The sequence below is a fragment of the Agromyces capsici genome, assembly GCF_058349965.1.
In genome coordinates this window covers 1,511,457-1,526,531 of the sequence record NZ_JBYRET010000001.1, presented here as the reverse complement: position 1 = coordinate 1,526,531, position 15,075 = coordinate 1,511,457, and the positions used below count along the sequence as shown (strand labels likewise).

Here is a 15,075-nt window from a genome sequence, read left to right as displayed (position 1 = left end):
CGCGACCCCGATCGGGCGGTCGGGACTACGCGGCCTCGACCGGCTTCGGCCCCGGGCGCTCGACCGCTTCGAGGGCGGCGAGGTCGATCACGATGCCGCCGCCGGAGTTCGCGGAGCGCATGAGCTCCTCGATCCACTCGCGGCTGAGCTCGGGCGCCTCGACCTCCTGGAAGACGAAGCGGAGGGGGATGGCGGGGTGCAGCCACAGCGAGCTGCGGCCGCGCGGCTGGTCGCCGGGGTGCCGCCACGACAGCATGAAGCTCTCGCCGCGGCGCAGCTTGGTCGTGATCGCGATCTTCAGGTGCGCGAGTGCCCGGTCGTCGATGTCGACGGGGGTTCCGGAGTCGCCGTAGTAGAGGGTGCCCACGTGCGGCACACTACCCCCCAACGGGGGACGGTTCACCGGGTCATGCGCCATCCGCCCGCATTTCGCGCGGTTCGGCGGATGATTCAGCCGATATCGGATACGTGAACGATCTCAGCCCTCGAACACCACGTCCTCGGGCCGCTTGTCGGGCCGGAGGCCACGCCAGCGGGGATGGCGCGCCACGCCGGTCCTCGTCCACTCGCCGAACTCGATCTCGCCGACGAGTTCGGGCTCGACCCACACCGCGTCGACGACGTCGGCCGCCGGCACGTCGTCGAACGGCGACTCCGCCCGGGCGAGTCCATCGAGCCGCGCGAGCAACCGCTCGGACTCCCGCTCGCGCAGCCCGGAGCCGACCCGCCCGGCGTACCGCAGGCCGCCCTCGGCCGGAATCCCGATCAGCAGCGAGCGGATGCGGCCCTCGCGCCCGCCCGTGCCCTTGCGGTACCCGCCGATCACGACCTCCTGCGTGCGCGAGAGCTTGAGCTTGACCCAGTCGTCGCTGCGGACCCCCGGTCGGTAGGTCGAGCGGCGCCGCTTCGCCACGAGCCCCTCGAGCCCGAGCCGCTGCGCCTCCTCGAGGGCCGGGGCCGGCTCGCCCTCGACGATGGGCGGCACGTCGATCGGCACGCCGTCGCGCGCACGGAACAGCCGTTCGAGCCGCGCACGCCGCTGGTCGTACGACTCGTCGATCGTTGACGTGCCCGCCACCTCGAGTACGTCGAACAGGTGCAGCGTCACCGGCACGGCGGCGGCGGCCTCGGCGATCTCGCGCGGCTTCGAGAGGTTCATGCGGCGCTGCAGGAGGCCGAAGTCGGGTCGCCCCCGTTCATCGAGCGCGACGACCTCGCCGTCGACCACGGCGTCGCCCCGGAGCACGCGCGCGAGCCCCGCGAGGTCGGGGTAGGTCGCGGTCTGGTCGATGCCCTTCCGACTGGCGAGCCGCACGACACCGTCGTCGACGCGCGCGAGCAGGCGGATGCCATCCCACTTCCACTCGAGCGCCCACTCGTCGCCCGTCACCAGGCCGGCCGTGCCGGGCACCGCGAGCATCGGCGAGTACCCGACGTCATCGGTGCCGGCCGTGCCATCCGCCGGTCGGCGAGCGGGCGCAACCGACGGTCGAGCCGCCCTCGACGCGATCGGCTCTCCACCCTGCTCCTTCATCCGGTGCAGCAGCCACTGGCTCTTCTCCCCCTCGCCCTCCGTGCGGATCAGCGCGAGCCGGACCTGCCCGAGCGGCCCGCCGACGCGCCCGGTGAGGGTGAAGATCACCTCGTCGTCGCGCCACTTCTCGACCTCGAACGTTCCGGTGTCCCACACCGTCATCGACCCGGCGCCGTACTGCCCCTCGGGAATGGTGCCCTCGAACACGAGGTACTGCATGGGGTGGTCCTCGGTCTGCACCGCGAGGTGATTGGTCCCGGATGTCTCGGGCACGCCCTTCGGCACCGCCCAGCTCTTCAGCACGCCCTCGCGCTCGAGCCGCAGGTCGAAGTGCAGGCGTCGCGCATGGTGCTCCTGGATCACGAACCGCGGCTCGCCGTCGTTCGCGACGCCCCACGCCGACTCGGGCATCGGCTCGGGCGTGGCGCCGTGCGTGCGCATCGAGAGGTAGGTGCTGAGCGGGCCGTCGGCGGATGCCGCGGTGACCGCGAGCATCGGATCGCCGCGCTCCGCGACGAGCGCCACGACCTCGTCGGCCTCGAGCTGCCGCAGCTCCGGGTCGTCGAGCTCCTCCCAGGTGCGGGGTGCCGCGACCGTGGGCCGGAAGCGCCCGCGCAGGGAGTACGGCGCGATCGTCGTCTTCTTGCCGTTGTTCTGGCTCCAGTCGATGAGCACGCGGCCCGACCGCAGCGTCTTCCGCATGCTCGACACGATGAGGTCGGGGTGGTCGGCCTCGAGGGCCCTCGCGAGCTCGTGCGCGACGGCCGAGACCTGCTCCGACGTCTGCGCGCCGTCCAGCGCCGCGTACAGGTGGATGCCCTTGCTGCCGCTCGTGACCGGCACGGCTTCGAGCCCCATGTGCTGCAGGATGCCGCGCACGAGCCGGGCGACCTCGGCGCACTCCGGCAGGCCCATGCCCTCGCCCGGGTCGAGGTCGAACACCATGCGATCGGGATTCGCGGGCGCCCCGGACGGGTCGAACCGCCACTGCGGAACGTGCAGCTCGATCGCGCCCATCTGCGCGAGCCAGACGAGCGTCGCCCGGCTGTCGGCGATCGGGTACGACTTGTCGCCGTCGGAGTGGTGCTGCACGCCGCGGCGGATCCACTCGGGCGCGTGCTCCTCGAGGTGCTTCTCGAAGAACGCCTGCTCCGGATGCTCCGGGGTGCCGACGCCGTTCACCCACCGCTTGCGCGTGATCGGCCGGCCCGCCACGTGCGGGAGCATCGTCGGCGCGATCTCGGCGTAGTACGCGATCATCTCGCCCTTGGTCAGGCCCGTCGACGGGTACATGACCTTGTCGAGGTTCGTCAGTCGCAGCCGACGGCCGTCGACGTCGACCTGCTGGTACGGCCCTTGCGCCATCCCCCCATCCTGCCCGGCCCGGCCCGCCGCAACACCGACTCACGCGAAAACGCCCTTCCGCGGGCCGTTTCGCGTGAGTCGGTGCCGCCGGCGCCGTCGGCAAGGGGTACCGCTCGCGGCATCCGGGGTGTCTACTGGGAGGATGCGAGCCGTCTGGAAGGGGGCGGTCACATTCGGCCTAGTCAATGTGCCCGTCAAGTTGTACAGCGCGACCGAGGATCACGACGTGTCCCTGCACCAGGTGCACGACGCCGACGGCGGGCGCATCCGCTACCAGCGCGTGTGCGAGATCGACGGCGAGGTCGTGCCGTACCAGCACATCGACAAGGCGTACGACGACGGCGAGCGCACCGTCATCATCACCGACGAGGACCTCAAGTCGCTGCCCGCCGAGCGCAGCCGCGAGATCGAGGTCGTCGAGTTCGTGCCGACCGAGCAGGTCGACCCCATCCGCTTCGACAAGAGCTACTACCTCGAACCCGACTCGGCCTCGAACAAGGCGTACGTGCTGCTGCGCGAGGCGCTCGAGTCGACCGAGCGGACCGCGATCGTGCGGATGGCGCTGCGCCAGAAGACCCGCCTCGCCGCGCTCCGCGTCTACGGCGACGTGCTCATGGTGCAGACGCTCCTGTGGAACGACGAGGTGCGCGAGGCGAAGTTCCCCTCGCTCGACGAGAAGGCCCGGATCAGCGACAAGGAGCTCGACCTCTCAAAACAGTTGATCGAGAGCCTCTCGAACGACTTCGACCCCGACCAGTTCGTCGACGAGTACCAGCAGGAGCTGCGCACCCTCATCGCCGCCAAGCTCGAGCAGGGCGATGCGATCGACACGGCCGCGACCTTCGGCGAGCAGCCCGAGAAGGAGGAGGGCGGCGAGGTCATCGACCTCATGGAGGCGCTGCGCCAGTCGATCGCGGCCAAGCGCGGCGGCGGCGAGGAGAAGCCCGCGGCGACGGCGGCGGCAAAGTCCACGTCCTCGAAGGCCGCCTCCTCGAAGGCCTCCTCCTCGAAGCCGGCGTCGAAGACGGCCTCGAAGGCGGCGTCGAAGGCGGCGGTGGCGGATGGCGCGGCGAAGCCGGCCGCCCGGAGGAAGACGACCAAGAAGGCGGGCTGACGTTCCGTCAACCCCGTGCGTCGCCGGATGGCGCGACGTAGCGTGACGGCATGAGCGACAACGACGACATGCTCTCCCGGTTCGCCGCCGGAGAGGGCGAGGACGGGCCGCCCGCGCCGAAGCGAGGAGACACCTCGGCGTCGAGCAACGACGTGCCGGGGGCGAACACGAACCCCGACGACGACCGCACGAGTCCGGGCAGCGAGGCCGAGACCGCGGCGAAGCAGGCCGACCCGATCCCCGACGCGGTCGAGGCCGACGTCGACACGTCGGCGGTGCGAGCCGTGCCCGGCACGGGCGGCCCCGACGACGCAGGCGACGTCGATGTCGACCCCGACGAGCTGAACCTCCCCGGCCGCGCCTGATCGATCCCGATCAGGATGCGTCGGCCCGGACCGGCAGTCCGGGCAGGGCGCCGATCGCCCACGCGTAGTGGCCGCCGAGGCACTCGTGCGCCGGCTCGGCGAGGGTCGCCCCGCCGAGCCACGGCCGGCCGTCGCTGAAGATCGCGTCGTCGTCGAGTGCGTCGATGCGGGCGAGCGCCGAGCGATGGCTCGCCCGCAGGCGCTCACGGGCGGTGTCGAGGTCGCCGTCGCCTCGGTACCGGTCGCGCAGGTCGCGGTTGAGCCGGTCGAGGTCGCGCCAGGTGTAGCCCTCGGCGGGGTACCCGGGAGACCGCCCGGCGGCGTCGGCCGCGAGCCAGCCGAGGAGCAGCATGTGCCAGGCGTGCAAGTGGTTGAGCACGTCGACGGCGTCGCGGTCGCGACGTGAGGTCTCGCCATCCGTCGCCGGCTCGGGCGGTGCCGCGGAACTCGAGGCGGGCTCGGCCAGCAGGTCGTCGATGGCGTCCTCGAGCTGGTCGAAGCGCTCCTCGGCCTGCCGCACGAGGTCGGCGCGATGCGTCGGGATCGTCACGGCGCCAGCCTACGAGGACCCTCGGACGAGCAGGACCGCCGCGGACTCGCCGGGCAGCACGAGCATGCCGCCCGCCGGCACGGTGTCGGCGAGCGCCGGCCCTGTGGTGAGCAGGACGTCGGCCGGCGCGTCGACGCCGACCTCCCACGGCGCGAGGCCGAGGTTCGCGAGCACGACGACGCGCTCGGACGCCTCGGGGTCGCCGCGCTCCATCCGGAACCGCTTCGACGCGTCGTCGGCCCATGCCGCGGCGTGCGCGAACGCCGGATCGGTGAGCTCGGGGCGGGCGCGGCGGAGCGCGAGGAGGCGACGGTGCAGGTCGAGCAGTCGCGCGTGCGCGCCATCCGCCGACGCCGCCTCGGCCCAGTCGAGCTTCGACCGGCGGAACGTCTCGGGGTCCTGCGGGTCGGGCACGACCGAGCGGTCCCAGCCCATGCGCGCGAACTCCTCGATGCGACCCTCGGCGGTCGCCCGGCCCAGCGCGGGCTCGGGATGCGAGGTGAAGAACTGCCACGGGGTCGACGCGCCCCACTCCTCGCCCTGGAACAGCATGGGGGTGAAGGGGCTCGTGAGGTTCAGCACGGCGGCGACCGCGAGGCGCGCCTCCGACAGGGTCTGCGAGATGCGGTCGCCCGCGGCGCGGTTGCCGACCTGGTCGTGGTCCTGCGTGAACGTGACGAGCCGCCACGTCGGCACGGCCGGGTCGATCGGGATCCCGTGGTCGCGGCCGCGGAACGACGAGAACGTGCCGTCGTGGAAGAACCCGCGCGTCGTGGTCTTCACCAGCGCCTCGAGCGGCGCGAAGTCGGCGTAGTAGCCGACCGTCTCGCCGGTGAGCGCGACGTGCATCGCGTGGTGGTGATCGTCGCTCCACTGGGCGGTGAGGCCGTAGCCGCCGGCCTCGCGCGGCAGGATGAGCCGCGGGTCGTTGAGGTCGGACTCGGCGATGAGCGTGAGCGGCCGGCCGAGGTGCGCCGAGAGCGCGTCGGCGTGCTCGGCGAGCTCCTGCAGGATGTGCCGGCCCGACGTGTCGCGGAGGGCGTGCACGGCGTCGAGCCGCAGCCCGTCGACGTGGAAGTCGCGCAGCCACATCATCGCGTTGTCGACGATGAGCCGCCGCACCTCGGGCTCGTCGAGGTTCACCGACTCGCCCCACGTGTTGCGCTCGGCCGCGCGCAGGTACGGCCCGAAGCGCGGCAGGTAGTTGCCGCTCGGCCCGAGGTGGTTGTAGACGACGTCCTGGATCACCGCGAGGCCGCGCGCGTGGCAGGCGTCGACGAACCGCTGGTACGCGGCCGGGCCGCCGTAGGCCTCGTGCACGGCGTACCAGAGCACGCCGTCGTAGCCCCAGTTGTGCGTGCCGTTGAAGGCGTTGACGGGCAGCAGTTCGACGAAGCCGATGCCGAGCTCGACGAGGTGGTCGAGGCGCTCGATCGCGGAATCGAGCGTGCCGTCGGGCGTGTACGTGCCGACGTGCAGTTCGTAGACCACGCCCCCGGCGAGCTGGCGCCCGGTCCACGCGGCATCCGCCCACTCGTGCGCGCCGAGGTCGAATGCCGCGCTCGACTCGTGCACGCCGCGCGGCTGGCGCAGCGACCGCGGATCGGGCAGGGCGCGCTCGTCGTCGTCGAGCACGAAGCCGTACTCGTCGCCGGGCGCGAGGTCGACGTCGGCGCGCCAGCGGCCGCCGTCGGCGCGGTCCATCGCGACGTCGGGATGCCCCGGCCGCCGCAGCGCGACCCGCGACGGGTTCGGCGCCCACACCTCGACGCTCACCGCACGGCCCCCGTCGCAGGCGAGTCGTCGGGCACGAGCAGCGCCACGGGGAAGGTCGCGAGCAGCTCGCCGAGCGGCATCGCGCCGCCGTCGTGCCGTCGTCCGGTCAGCGCGTCGACCATCGGGCGACGCGGGACGAGCACCACCGTGTCGCCCCACGCCTCAGGCGGGACGGGAGCCGACGGCGCCAGGCCCGCCCGAGCGGCGAGCGCCACCGGCAGGCGGGTCGCCACCGTCACCGCGCCGCCGCGGTCGAACGCGATCACGTGCCGGGAGGCGACATCGGCGACCGCGAGCGGCGTGTACCGCGTGAACCACTCCGGCCGGTCGCGGCGCAGGCGCAGCGCTCGCGAGGTGACCAGGAGCTTGGCCGCCGCGGTGTCGCCGACGGGCGGCAGGTCGCCGCGCGCGAACCCGGCGTCGAGCTCGCCCAGCATCCGCCGCCGCACCGCGAAGTCGACGGGCCTGCGGTTGTCGGGGTCGACGAGGCTCGTCTCCCACAGCTCGCTGCCCTGGTACACGTCGGGCACGCCGGGCATCGTGAGCTGCAACAGCTTGGCCGAGAGCGAGTTCGACCAGCCCGCAGGCGCGAGCCACGCGACGAACGCGTCGAGGCGCTCGCCCACGGCCGGCACGTCGTACGCCCGGTCGATCACCTCGTGCATGCGACGCTCGAACGCCTCGTCGGGCGCGGTCCAGTGCGTCGAGACGGATGCCTCGCGCGCGGCCTTGTCGGCGTAGGCATGCGCCCGCTCGCGCTCGAGCGGCCACGCGCCGACGATCGCCTGCCAGAGCAGCGCGTCGAACGGGCCGTCGCCCGTCGACCCCGCGCCATCCGCCGATCGGAGCCACCGGAGCTCGTCGGACCAGCGCTCGGGGATCTCGGCGAGCACGTCGATGCGCGCCCGCACGTCCTCGCCGCGCTTGGTGTCGTGGGTCGAGAGGGTCGTCATCGAGTGCGGCCACGACGCGTGCCGGCGCTGCTGCCGCGCGTGGAACGCGTCGACCCCGATCGCGAACTCCGACGGATCGCCGCCGACCTCGGTGAGCGAACCGAGCCTTGTGAACCGGTAGAACGCGGTGTCCTCCACGCCCTTGGCCATGACCATGCCGCTGGTCTGCTGGAACCGGATCGCGACCGGATCCGCGGCGTCGGCGAGGACGGAGAGGAGCACGTCGACGGTCGCGGCGAGGTCGGGCCGGTGCTCGCGCGCGAGCCGGGCCGCCTGGTCGAGGTACTCGCGGCCTGCGGGAAGGTACGAGCGGTACACCGGGAAGCAGGCGAGCAGCTCGGCGAGCGCGTCGGCCGCGTCGGCCGGACGGGGCTCGGGCAGCATCCGCTCGAGGCGGAGCACCTCGCTGCGGAGGATGCCGTCGGCGATGCCGCGTTTCGTGCCGTGGATCAGCTCGTGCCAGTCGGTGGGGCCGTCGATGCCGGTCTCGGCGCGCAGCCGCGCGTCGAGCGCGTCGAGCGGGCCCTCCCCCGCGGGATCGACGAGCACGCGGTCGACATCGGCGAGCGCGTCGTACCCGGTCGTGCCGTCGGTGCGCCAGTGCGGGGGCAGCGGCTCGTCGCCCTCGAGGATCTTCTCGACGAGCACGTACGCATCGCCCGTGGCCTCCGCCAGCCGGTCGAGGTAGTCGCCGGGCGCGGCGAGCCCGTCGGGGTGGTCGACGCGGAGCCCGTCGGCGAGGCCGTCGCGCACCCAGCGCACGATCTCGGCGTGGGTCGCGTCGAACACCTCGGGCCGCTCGACGCGCACGCCGGCGAGCTCGTTCACGGCGAAGAACCGGCGGTAGTTCAGCTCGGCGTCGGCGCGCGTCCAGTGCACGAGCTCGTAGTGCTGCCGACCGTGGACCGTGGCCGCGTCGGCGCCGTCGTCGGCCGAACCCGGCGCGAGCGGGAACCGGTGCTCGAAGTACCGCAGCTCGCCGTGCTCGACGCGCAGGTCGCCCGACGCCGCCGCCTCCTCGAGCGTGCCGCCGAGCACCGGGATCCGCACCCTGCCGTCGGCGAGTGCGCCGTCGACGTCGAACGCGTCGGCGTGCGGCGACGCGGGCCCGAGCTGCAGCAGGCTCCACCACCAGGCGTTCTGCGCGGCATCCGCCACGCCTACATGGTTCGGCACGATGTCGACCAGGATGCCGCGGCCACGGCGGTGCGCGGCATCCGCCACCGCATCGAGGCCCGCCTCGCCGCCGCGCGCCGCATCGACCGAGTCGTGTGCGACCACGTCGTACCCGTGGTCGGAGCCGGCGCGGGAGGGCAGGATCGGCGACAGGTACACCCAGTCGGCGCCGAGCGCGTCGAGGTAGTCGACGACGGAGGCCGCGTCGTGCAGGTCGAACGAGGGCCGCACCTGGAGCCGGTACGTCGAGCGCGGCTCACGGCGCGGCGCCCGCGGGCCCGTCACCGGCCGGCCTCGCTCTTCGGCGCCGGTGCTTCCTCCTTGCTCGCCGCCACCATCGCCGACAGCGAGGCCGCGACCGAGTGGTCGACCTCCTCGGGAGTGGGATCGTGCTGGCACAGCACCACGAGCGAGCGCTGCTCGAGCGGGAGGGTGCCGCCGGGCTGGATCGGGGCGGAGTCGGCGCGCTTGCCCGCCGTGTCGATCAGCACCTCCCACTCGGGCGAGAACTCGTGCATCGGCAGCGTGAACTCGACGGTGTCGTCGTGCGCGTTGAACAGCACGATGAAGTGCCGGTCGACGATGCGCTCGCCGCGGCGGTCGCGCTCGCGGATGCCCTCGCCGTTCAGGAACACGCCGATCGCCTTGCCGAAGCCGGCATCCCAGTCCTCGGGCTCCATGATCGAGCCGTCGGGGCGCAGCCAGACGATGTCGGGAACGCGGTCGCCCGCGCCGCGCCGCGCCGGGCGGCCGTCGAAGAACCGGCTGCGCCGGAAGGTCGGGTGCTCGGCGCGCAGCTTGGCGACCGCGGCGGTGAACTCGATGAGCGGCTGGTCGGCGTGCTCCCAGTCGATCCAGCTCAGCTCGGAGTCCTGCGCGTAGGTGTTGTTGTTGCCCTGCTGGGTGCGGCCGAGCTCGTCGCCGTGCGCGAGCATCGGCACGCCCTGCGAGAGCAGCAGCGTGGCGATGAAGTTGCGCTGCTGCCGTGCCCTGAGCGTCAGGATCTCGGGGTCGTCGGTCGGTCCCTCGACGCCGAGGTTGTACGAGCGGTTGTGCGATTCGCCGTCCTTGTTGTCCTCCCCATTGGCCTCGTTGTGCTTCTCGTTGTACGAGACGAGGTCGCGGAGCGTGAAACCGTCATGGGCGGTGACGAAGTTGATGGATGCCACGGGGCGGCGGCCCGAGTGCTCGTACAGGTCGGCCGACCCCGTGAAGCGCGAGGCGAACTCGCCGAGCGTCGCGGGCTCGCCACGCCAGAAATCGCGGACGGTGTCGCGGTACTTGCCGTTCCACTCGGTCCACTGTGGCGGGAAATTGCCGACCTGGTAGCCGCCGGGCCCGACATCCCACGGCTCGGCGATGAGCTTGACCTGCGAGACCACCGGATCCTGCTGCACCAGCTCGAAGAACGTCGACAGCTTGTCGACGTCGTAGAACTCGCGTGCGAGCGTCGACGCGAGGTCGAAGCGGAATCCGTCGACGTGCATCTCGAGCACCCAGTAGCGCAGCGAGTCCATGATCAGCTGCAGTGCGTGCGGGTGGCCGACGTTGAGCGAGTTGCCGGTGCCCGTGTAGTCCATGTAGTACTGCTTGTCGTCGTCGACGAGCCGGTAGTACGCGGCGTTGTCGATGCCGCGCATCGACAGGGTCGGTCCCATGTGGTTGCCCTCGGCGGTGTGGTTGTAGACGACGTCGAGGATCACCTCGATGCCGGCCGCGTGCAGCGCCTTCACCATGGCCTTGAACTCCTGCACCTGCTCGCCGCGCTGGCCCGTCGAGGCGTACGCGTTCTGCGGTGCGAAGAACGCGATCGTGTTGTAGCCCCAGTAGTTGGAGAGGCCCTTCTCCTGCAGCGTGCCGTCGTTGACGAACTGGTGCACCGGCATGAGCTCGAGGGCGGTCACGCCGAGCTTGACGAGGTGGTCGATGACGGCCGGATGGCCGACCGCCGCATACGTGCCGCGGATCTCGTCGGGCACGCCGGGCAGGGTCTGGGTGAGGCCCTTCACGTGCGCCTCGTAGATGAGCGTCGAGGCGTACGGGGTGCGCGGGTGCCGGTCGCCGGTCCAGTCGAAGAACGGGTTGGTCACCACGCCGAGCATCATGCTCTTCGCCGAGTCGGCGTCGTTGCGCTTCTCGGGCTTGCCGAACTCGTACCCGAACAGCGACTGGCTCCACTTCAGCTCACCCTCGACCGCCTTCGCGTAGGGGTCGAGCAGGAGCTTCTTCGGGTTGCAGCGCAGACCGCGGGCGGGATCGTTCGGGCCGTGCACGCGATAGCCGTACCGCTGGCCGGGCTGCACCTGAGGCAGGTACGCGTGCCAGATGTAGGCGTCGACGTCGATGAGCTCGACCCGGGTCTCGCGCCGCCGATTGTCGAACAGGCAGAGCTCGACCTTCTCCGCGACCTCGCTGAACAACGCGAAGTTCGTGCCGTTGCCGTCGAACGTCGCGCCGAGCGGATAGGTCGAGCCGGGCCAAGTGTGCAAGTCGTCCCCCAACGGTGAGCCTCAGGCCATCGTAGGGTGCCGATGCGCGGCCGTGCGTCCCGTTGACAGCACCCCCGGCCGGGCATGGAAACGGCCGGAGCGGGGTGCTCCCGCTCCGGCCGTTCGAGCGTCACCGGCGGCGGCGCCGGATCGGCGGGCTACTCCTCGCCGTCGGCGCAGACCGCGTTGACCTCGGTCGCGGCCTCCATCACGGCCGTCTGCTGCTCGGCCATGGCCTCGGGATCCTGCTCGACGACGGTCGCCTCGGGGTCGTCCTCGGACGGACCCTCGGTGAGCTCACCCGCGTACTCCGAGACGCTCTCGAGCTGGGCCTTGAACTCCTCGACGGCGGCGGTGAGCTCCTCGTTGTCGCCGGCCTCCTCGACGGCCGCGTCGACGCGCGACTTCGCGTCGTCGAGGTACGCCTGGATGTCGTCGGTCGACGTCGCCGAGGCGAGCGTGTTCTGGATGCCGTTCGAGATGTCACGCATCTCGCTCGCGACCGTGGCGCAGGTGTCCTCGGCCGGTGCGGCGGTGTCTCCGCCGTTTCCGGTCGCGCACCCGGACAGGGCAAGTGCACCGGCGAAGACCAGTGCAGCGGGCATGGCGATACGTCGCATAACGCATTCTCCTCTGTTCTCGTGAAACAGATGGGAGCCTACTCCCGCGCACCGACACGGGAAACGCCCCTTGACGGGCATATCCTGCCGTTCTCGCACCGGGGCGCACCGACGACCCGGATCGTGATCAGGACCGCGCGTCCCCGGAAATGCGGACTGGTCGAGCGGAGCCGGGAGGTGTATCGAGAAGTACGCGAAGTCGATCCATTCGGGAGGACGGGATGGCCGGCGAGGAGATCGTCGCGAACGGGGTCAGCGGTCTCACCGGCGAGTACCTCGTGCCTCCCCTCGATCCCGCGGAGGTGGCGGCGTGGGCGATCGAGCGGCCCGAGGATCCCTCGGTGCAGGCGCAGCTCCGTCATCTGCACGCTGCGATGACGCAGGAGCACCTCGGGCTCCCGTTCGACGTCGACCCGGCGAAGGTCGAGGAGGCGGGTTGGGCCGTGGTCTTCAGTGCGGACGAGAGCGAGGACGTGAAGTCCGCGCTGGAGCCGCTCATCGAACATCGTCGGCGGCGGATCGGCGACGCTCGCACCAAGGTCCTCGAGCATCGCCCGGGCGAGGGCTGGGCTGCCTGGCTCGACCGCCACAGGACCGCCCCGGGGAACATCGTGCCGGAGAAGGTGCCCTACTACGTCGTCGTGATCGGCGGGCCGGATCGGATCCCGTTCTCCTTCCAGTATCTCCTCGACACGGAGTACGCCGTCGGTCGGCTGGACTTCGACGACCCGGCCGACTACAGGAACTACGTCGCCGGACTCATCGACTACGAGAACGCGGAGTCCGCACCGCGCGACACGTCTGCGGCCTTCTTCGGAACGCGGCATCCATTCGACCGCGCGACGCAGCTCTCCGCCGACTCGCTGGTGATGCCCCTGGTCGAGAGCTTCAGGTCGGGCGGCCGTTTCGCCCGCTCGGTATCGCGCTGGCGAATCGACGACCTGGTGGGCGAGCAGGCCACCAAGGCCCGCCTCGGAGAGATCTTCGCGGGCACTGGCACGTCAGGTCGGCCCGCGCTGCTCTTCTCCGCCTCCCACGGCATGGGCGGCTGGCCGTCCGGTCACGTGGACCAGCGCGCCCGTCAGGGGTCGCTGCTCTGCCAAGACTGGCCCGGGATCGGCCGGATCGAGCACGCCCATTACCTCGGCGCCGCTGACATCCCGGAGGATGCCCGGGTGCACGGCTTGGTGGCGTTCTTCTTCGCGTGCTTCGGGGCGGGCACGCCGAAGGAGGACGCCTTCGTCCACCTCCCCGGCGGGGAGCGACAGGAGCTGGCTCCGGAGTCCTTCGTGAGTGCCCTTCCGAAGCGCCTGCTGTCCCATCCCGAGGGAGGGGCCCTCGCCGTGATCGGGCACATCGACCGGGCTTGGGGCTACTCGTTCGTCGGCGGCGGCCAGGGACAGCTCCTGCCGTTCCAGAACGCGTTGGGGCGCGTCCTGCTCGGTCATCCGGTCGGGTATGCGATGAAGGACTTCAACGAGCGGTATGCCGCCCTGTCGGCGAATCTCAGCACGCTCCTGGAGGACGCCCGGTTCGACGACCAGCGCACGCCGGAGCGCGAGCTGGCCCTGACCTGGACGGAACGGAACGACGCCCAGAACTACGTCGTCCTGGGCGATCCCGCCGTGACGCTGAACGTCGGCTGACCCAGGACGGGCTCAGCGTGCGATGAGCGCGATCACCAATCCGACGATCACGGCGCTCTCGAGGATCAGGAGCGACCGCATGCTGGCCACGGCGCCGCGCATGCGGTCGAATGCGCCACGGTCCCGCTCGGCGTGTCGGCTCTCGTCGAGGAACCTGCGTTCGTCGTCGTTGAGCTCGCGTGATCTCGCACGTTCCTGCGCTGCTCGAAGCTCCTGCCCACGCAGGAGCGCGTCGTCTTCTCGGTCGAGGGCCCACGCGCGAGCCTTCCACTGCCACGGCTCGAGGTGGCCCAGGAACCACTTCCGGTTGTCGTCGATGACGGCGCGGATGAGCGTGTCGTGGGACAGCTCCCACCACGTTGAATCGCCACGGGTGTCCTTCCGGATGAGCCGCGCCTCCTCCAACGCCAGGAGCAGCGCCTCCGGGTCCGCTGTCCCCGCCACGGGCCCTGCGAGGACCTGCGTGCGGAGCCGATCCTTCGTGATGAGCTGCGTGTCGAACCAGCCGCGCACGGCACCCTCATCCGCCCCCGTCTCGGCGGCGACATCCCGTACCGCACCGGCGTAGTAGTCGGCGAGCGCCTGGGGAATGTGCGCCAGCTCCTGCACGTGAGGGAGCTCGATCGCCGTGAAGTCGTCGCCCGAGCGGCGCACCATCTCCCTCCAGAGGCGACGGCAGACGACCTGCAGCTGGAATGGCTGGACATAGGGGGCGTCGACCTCCGTACTGGCCTGCGATGGTCGGGCGACGACGGTCTTCGCGAGTCTGGCGACCAGCTCCGCTGCCGCATCCTCGGCGAACGCGACGCCGACCGCTTCGGCCGGCCGCCGGATTGCCGCCTTCGCCGCGTTCCGGGAGAGGTAGTCGAGTCGGAAGGTCGCGTGGAGTTGCCCCGGCAGGTACCGGAGGAACCGATCCAGCCCGCCCATGTAGTCCTCTCGCATCGAGATCAGCGTCCAGACCCGACCGTCCTGGAGCACGGTGCCCAACTCCTCGAAGAAGACCCTCTGGTTCGTCCAGTCGGTCGGATCGAGCGAGAGGATCTCCTCGAACTGGTCGAGGATGAGAACTGGATACCGCGTGTCGTCCGCGGGTGCGAGCCCTGCGACGATGTCCGGAAAGGTGATCCCGGCGAGCTCCTCGGGATCTCGACCACCCTCGAGCAGGTCGAGTGCGACGCTGTGGACGTAACGGTTGTGCACGTCGACGCCCTGCGGCGGCGGCGTCTTCACGCGCGCCACGCGTGTCGGACGGAGGATCTCGTTCTCCTGCAGCAAGGGGATGAGCCCGGCTTGGATGAGCGAGGTCTTGCCTGCGCCTGATGGAGCGTGGAGCAGGACGATTCGCTCGGCCACGAGCATGCTGGCCAGGTCCCGCTGTTCGCGGTCGCGCCCGAAGATCGCCTCGCCTTCGCGCAACGCCCGTGGTCCGACGTACGGATTGGTCCGCCGTCGATGCACGGATTCAGAACCTGCTACCTGGGATG

The 15,075-nt window shown here is 71.3% G+C and carries 11 protein-coding genes; 3 read left to right on the top strand and 8 right to left on the bottom strand.

What is annotated here, in order from left to right:
• Nucleotides 1-25: 25 nt before the first annotated feature.
• Together AC3RKB_RS07260 and AC3RKB_RS07255 are read right to left on the bottom strand one after the other, a co-directional pair.
• The gene (locus tag AC3RKB_RS07260) at nucleotides 26-367 is read right to left on the bottom strand and encodes a DUF7882 family protein (RefSeq protein ID WP_491435429.1); all 342 of its coding nucleotides are present in this window, start codon (nucleotides 365-367) and stop codon (nucleotides 26-28) included.
• Nucleotides 368-478: 111 nt separating this feature from the next.
• Nucleotides 479-2,899, bottom strand: coding sequence for an ATP-dependent DNA ligase (locus AC3RKB_RS07255; protein WP_491435428.1), 2,421 nt, complete (start codon nucleotides 2,897-2,899; stop codon nucleotides 479-481).
• A 142-nt stretch (nucleotides 2,900-3,041) separates the two neighbouring features.
• Between AC3RKB_RS07255 and ku the strand changes: the two genes are divergently transcribed.
• Together ku and AC3RKB_RS07245 are read left to right on the top strand one after the other, a co-directional pair.
• Complete coding sequence (ku, locus tag AC3RKB_RS07250) at nucleotides 3,042-4,013, top strand: non-homologous end joining protein Ku (protein WP_491435427.1); 972 nt, start codon at nucleotides 3,042-3,044, stop codon at nucleotides 4,011-4,013.
• 50 nt (nucleotides 4,014-4,063) lie between these two features.
• On the top strand, nucleotides 4,064-4,378 hold the full coding sequence (locus AC3RKB_RS07245; protein WP_491435426.1) for a hypothetical protein: 315 nt from the start codon (nucleotides 4,064-4,066) through the stop codon (nucleotides 4,376-4,378).
• A gap of 10 nt (nucleotides 4,379-4,388) precedes the next feature.
• On the opposite strand, the gene AC3RKB_RS07240 is transcribed toward AC3RKB_RS07245, so the two are convergent.
• The 5 genes from AC3RKB_RS07240 to AC3RKB_RS07220 form a co-directional block, all read right to left on the bottom strand.
• Nucleotides 4,389-4,928, bottom strand: coding sequence for a ClbS/DfsB family four-helix bundle protein (locus AC3RKB_RS07240; RefSeq protein ID WP_491435425.1), 540 nt, complete (start codon nucleotides 4,926-4,928; stop codon nucleotides 4,389-4,391).
• Between the two features lie 9 nt (nucleotides 4,929-4,937).
• Nucleotides 4,938-6,704: a malto-oligosyltrehalose trehalohydrolase gene (gene treZ, locus AC3RKB_RS07235; RefSeq protein ID WP_491435424.1), complete on the bottom strand. Its 1,767-nt coding sequence runs from the start codon at nucleotides 6,702-6,704 to the stop codon at nucleotides 4,938-4,940.
• Nucleotides 6,701-9,118: a malto-oligosyltrehalose synthase gene (treY, locus tag AC3RKB_RS07230; protein WP_491435422.1), complete on the bottom strand. Its 2,418-nt coding sequence runs from the start codon at nucleotides 9,116-9,118 to the stop codon at nucleotides 6,701-6,703. The genes treZ and treY overlap by 4 nt, the downstream gene beginning before the upstream one ends.
• Nucleotides 9,115-11,322, bottom strand: coding sequence for a glycogen debranching protein GlgX (glgX, locus tag AC3RKB_RS07225; protein ID WP_491435421.1), 2,208 nt, complete (start codon nucleotides 11,320-11,322; stop codon nucleotides 9,115-9,117). Before glgX ends, treY begins: the two co-directional genes overlap by 4 nt.
• Nucleotides 11,323-11,480: 158 nt before the next feature.
• Nucleotides 11,481-11,927, bottom strand: a complete 447-nt coding sequence (locus AC3RKB_RS07220) for a hypothetical protein (RefSeq protein ID WP_491435419.1) — start codon at nucleotides 11,925-11,927, stop codon at nucleotides 11,481-11,483.
• Between the two features lie 236 nt (nucleotides 11,928-12,163).
• Between AC3RKB_RS07220 and AC3RKB_RS07215 the strand changes: the two genes are divergently transcribed.
• Nucleotides 12,164-13,588, top strand: a complete 1,425-nt coding sequence (locus tag AC3RKB_RS07215) for a hypothetical protein (RefSeq protein WP_491435418.1) — start codon at nucleotides 12,164-12,166, stop codon at nucleotides 13,586-13,588.
• A gap of 12 nt (nucleotides 13,589-13,600) precedes the next feature.
• On the opposite strand, the gene AC3RKB_RS07210 is transcribed toward AC3RKB_RS07215, so the two are convergent.
• Nucleotides 13,601-15,049, bottom strand: a complete 1,449-nt coding sequence (locus AC3RKB_RS07210; protein ID WP_491435417.1) for an nSTAND1 domain-containing NTPase — start codon at nucleotides 15,047-15,049, stop codon at nucleotides 13,601-13,603.
• Between the last annotated feature and the right edge of the window lie 26 nt (nucleotides 15,050-15,075).

Excerpts from the sequence above, each read along its gene's own strand:
- AC3RKB_RS07255 (WP_491435428.1), bottom strand. The coding sequence starts at position 2,899 with ATGGCGCAAGGGCCGTACCAGCAGGTCGACGTCGACGGCCGTCGGCTG.
- ku (WP_491435427.1), top strand. The coding sequence starts at position 3,042 with ATGCGAGCCGTCTGGAAGGGGGCGGTCACATTCGGCCTAGTCAATGTG.
- AC3RKB_RS07245 (WP_491435426.1), top strand. The coding sequence starts at position 4,064 with ATGAGCGACAACGACGACATGCTCTCCCGGTTCGCCGCCGGAGAGGGC.
- AC3RKB_RS07220 (WP_491435419.1), bottom strand. The coding sequence starts at position 11,927 with ATGCCCGCTGCACTGGTCTTCGCCGGTGCACTTGCCCTGTCCGGGTGC.
- AC3RKB_RS07215 (WP_491435418.1), top strand. The coding sequence starts at position 12,164 with ATGGCCGGCGAGGAGATCGTCGCGAACGGGGTCAGCGGTCTCACCGGC.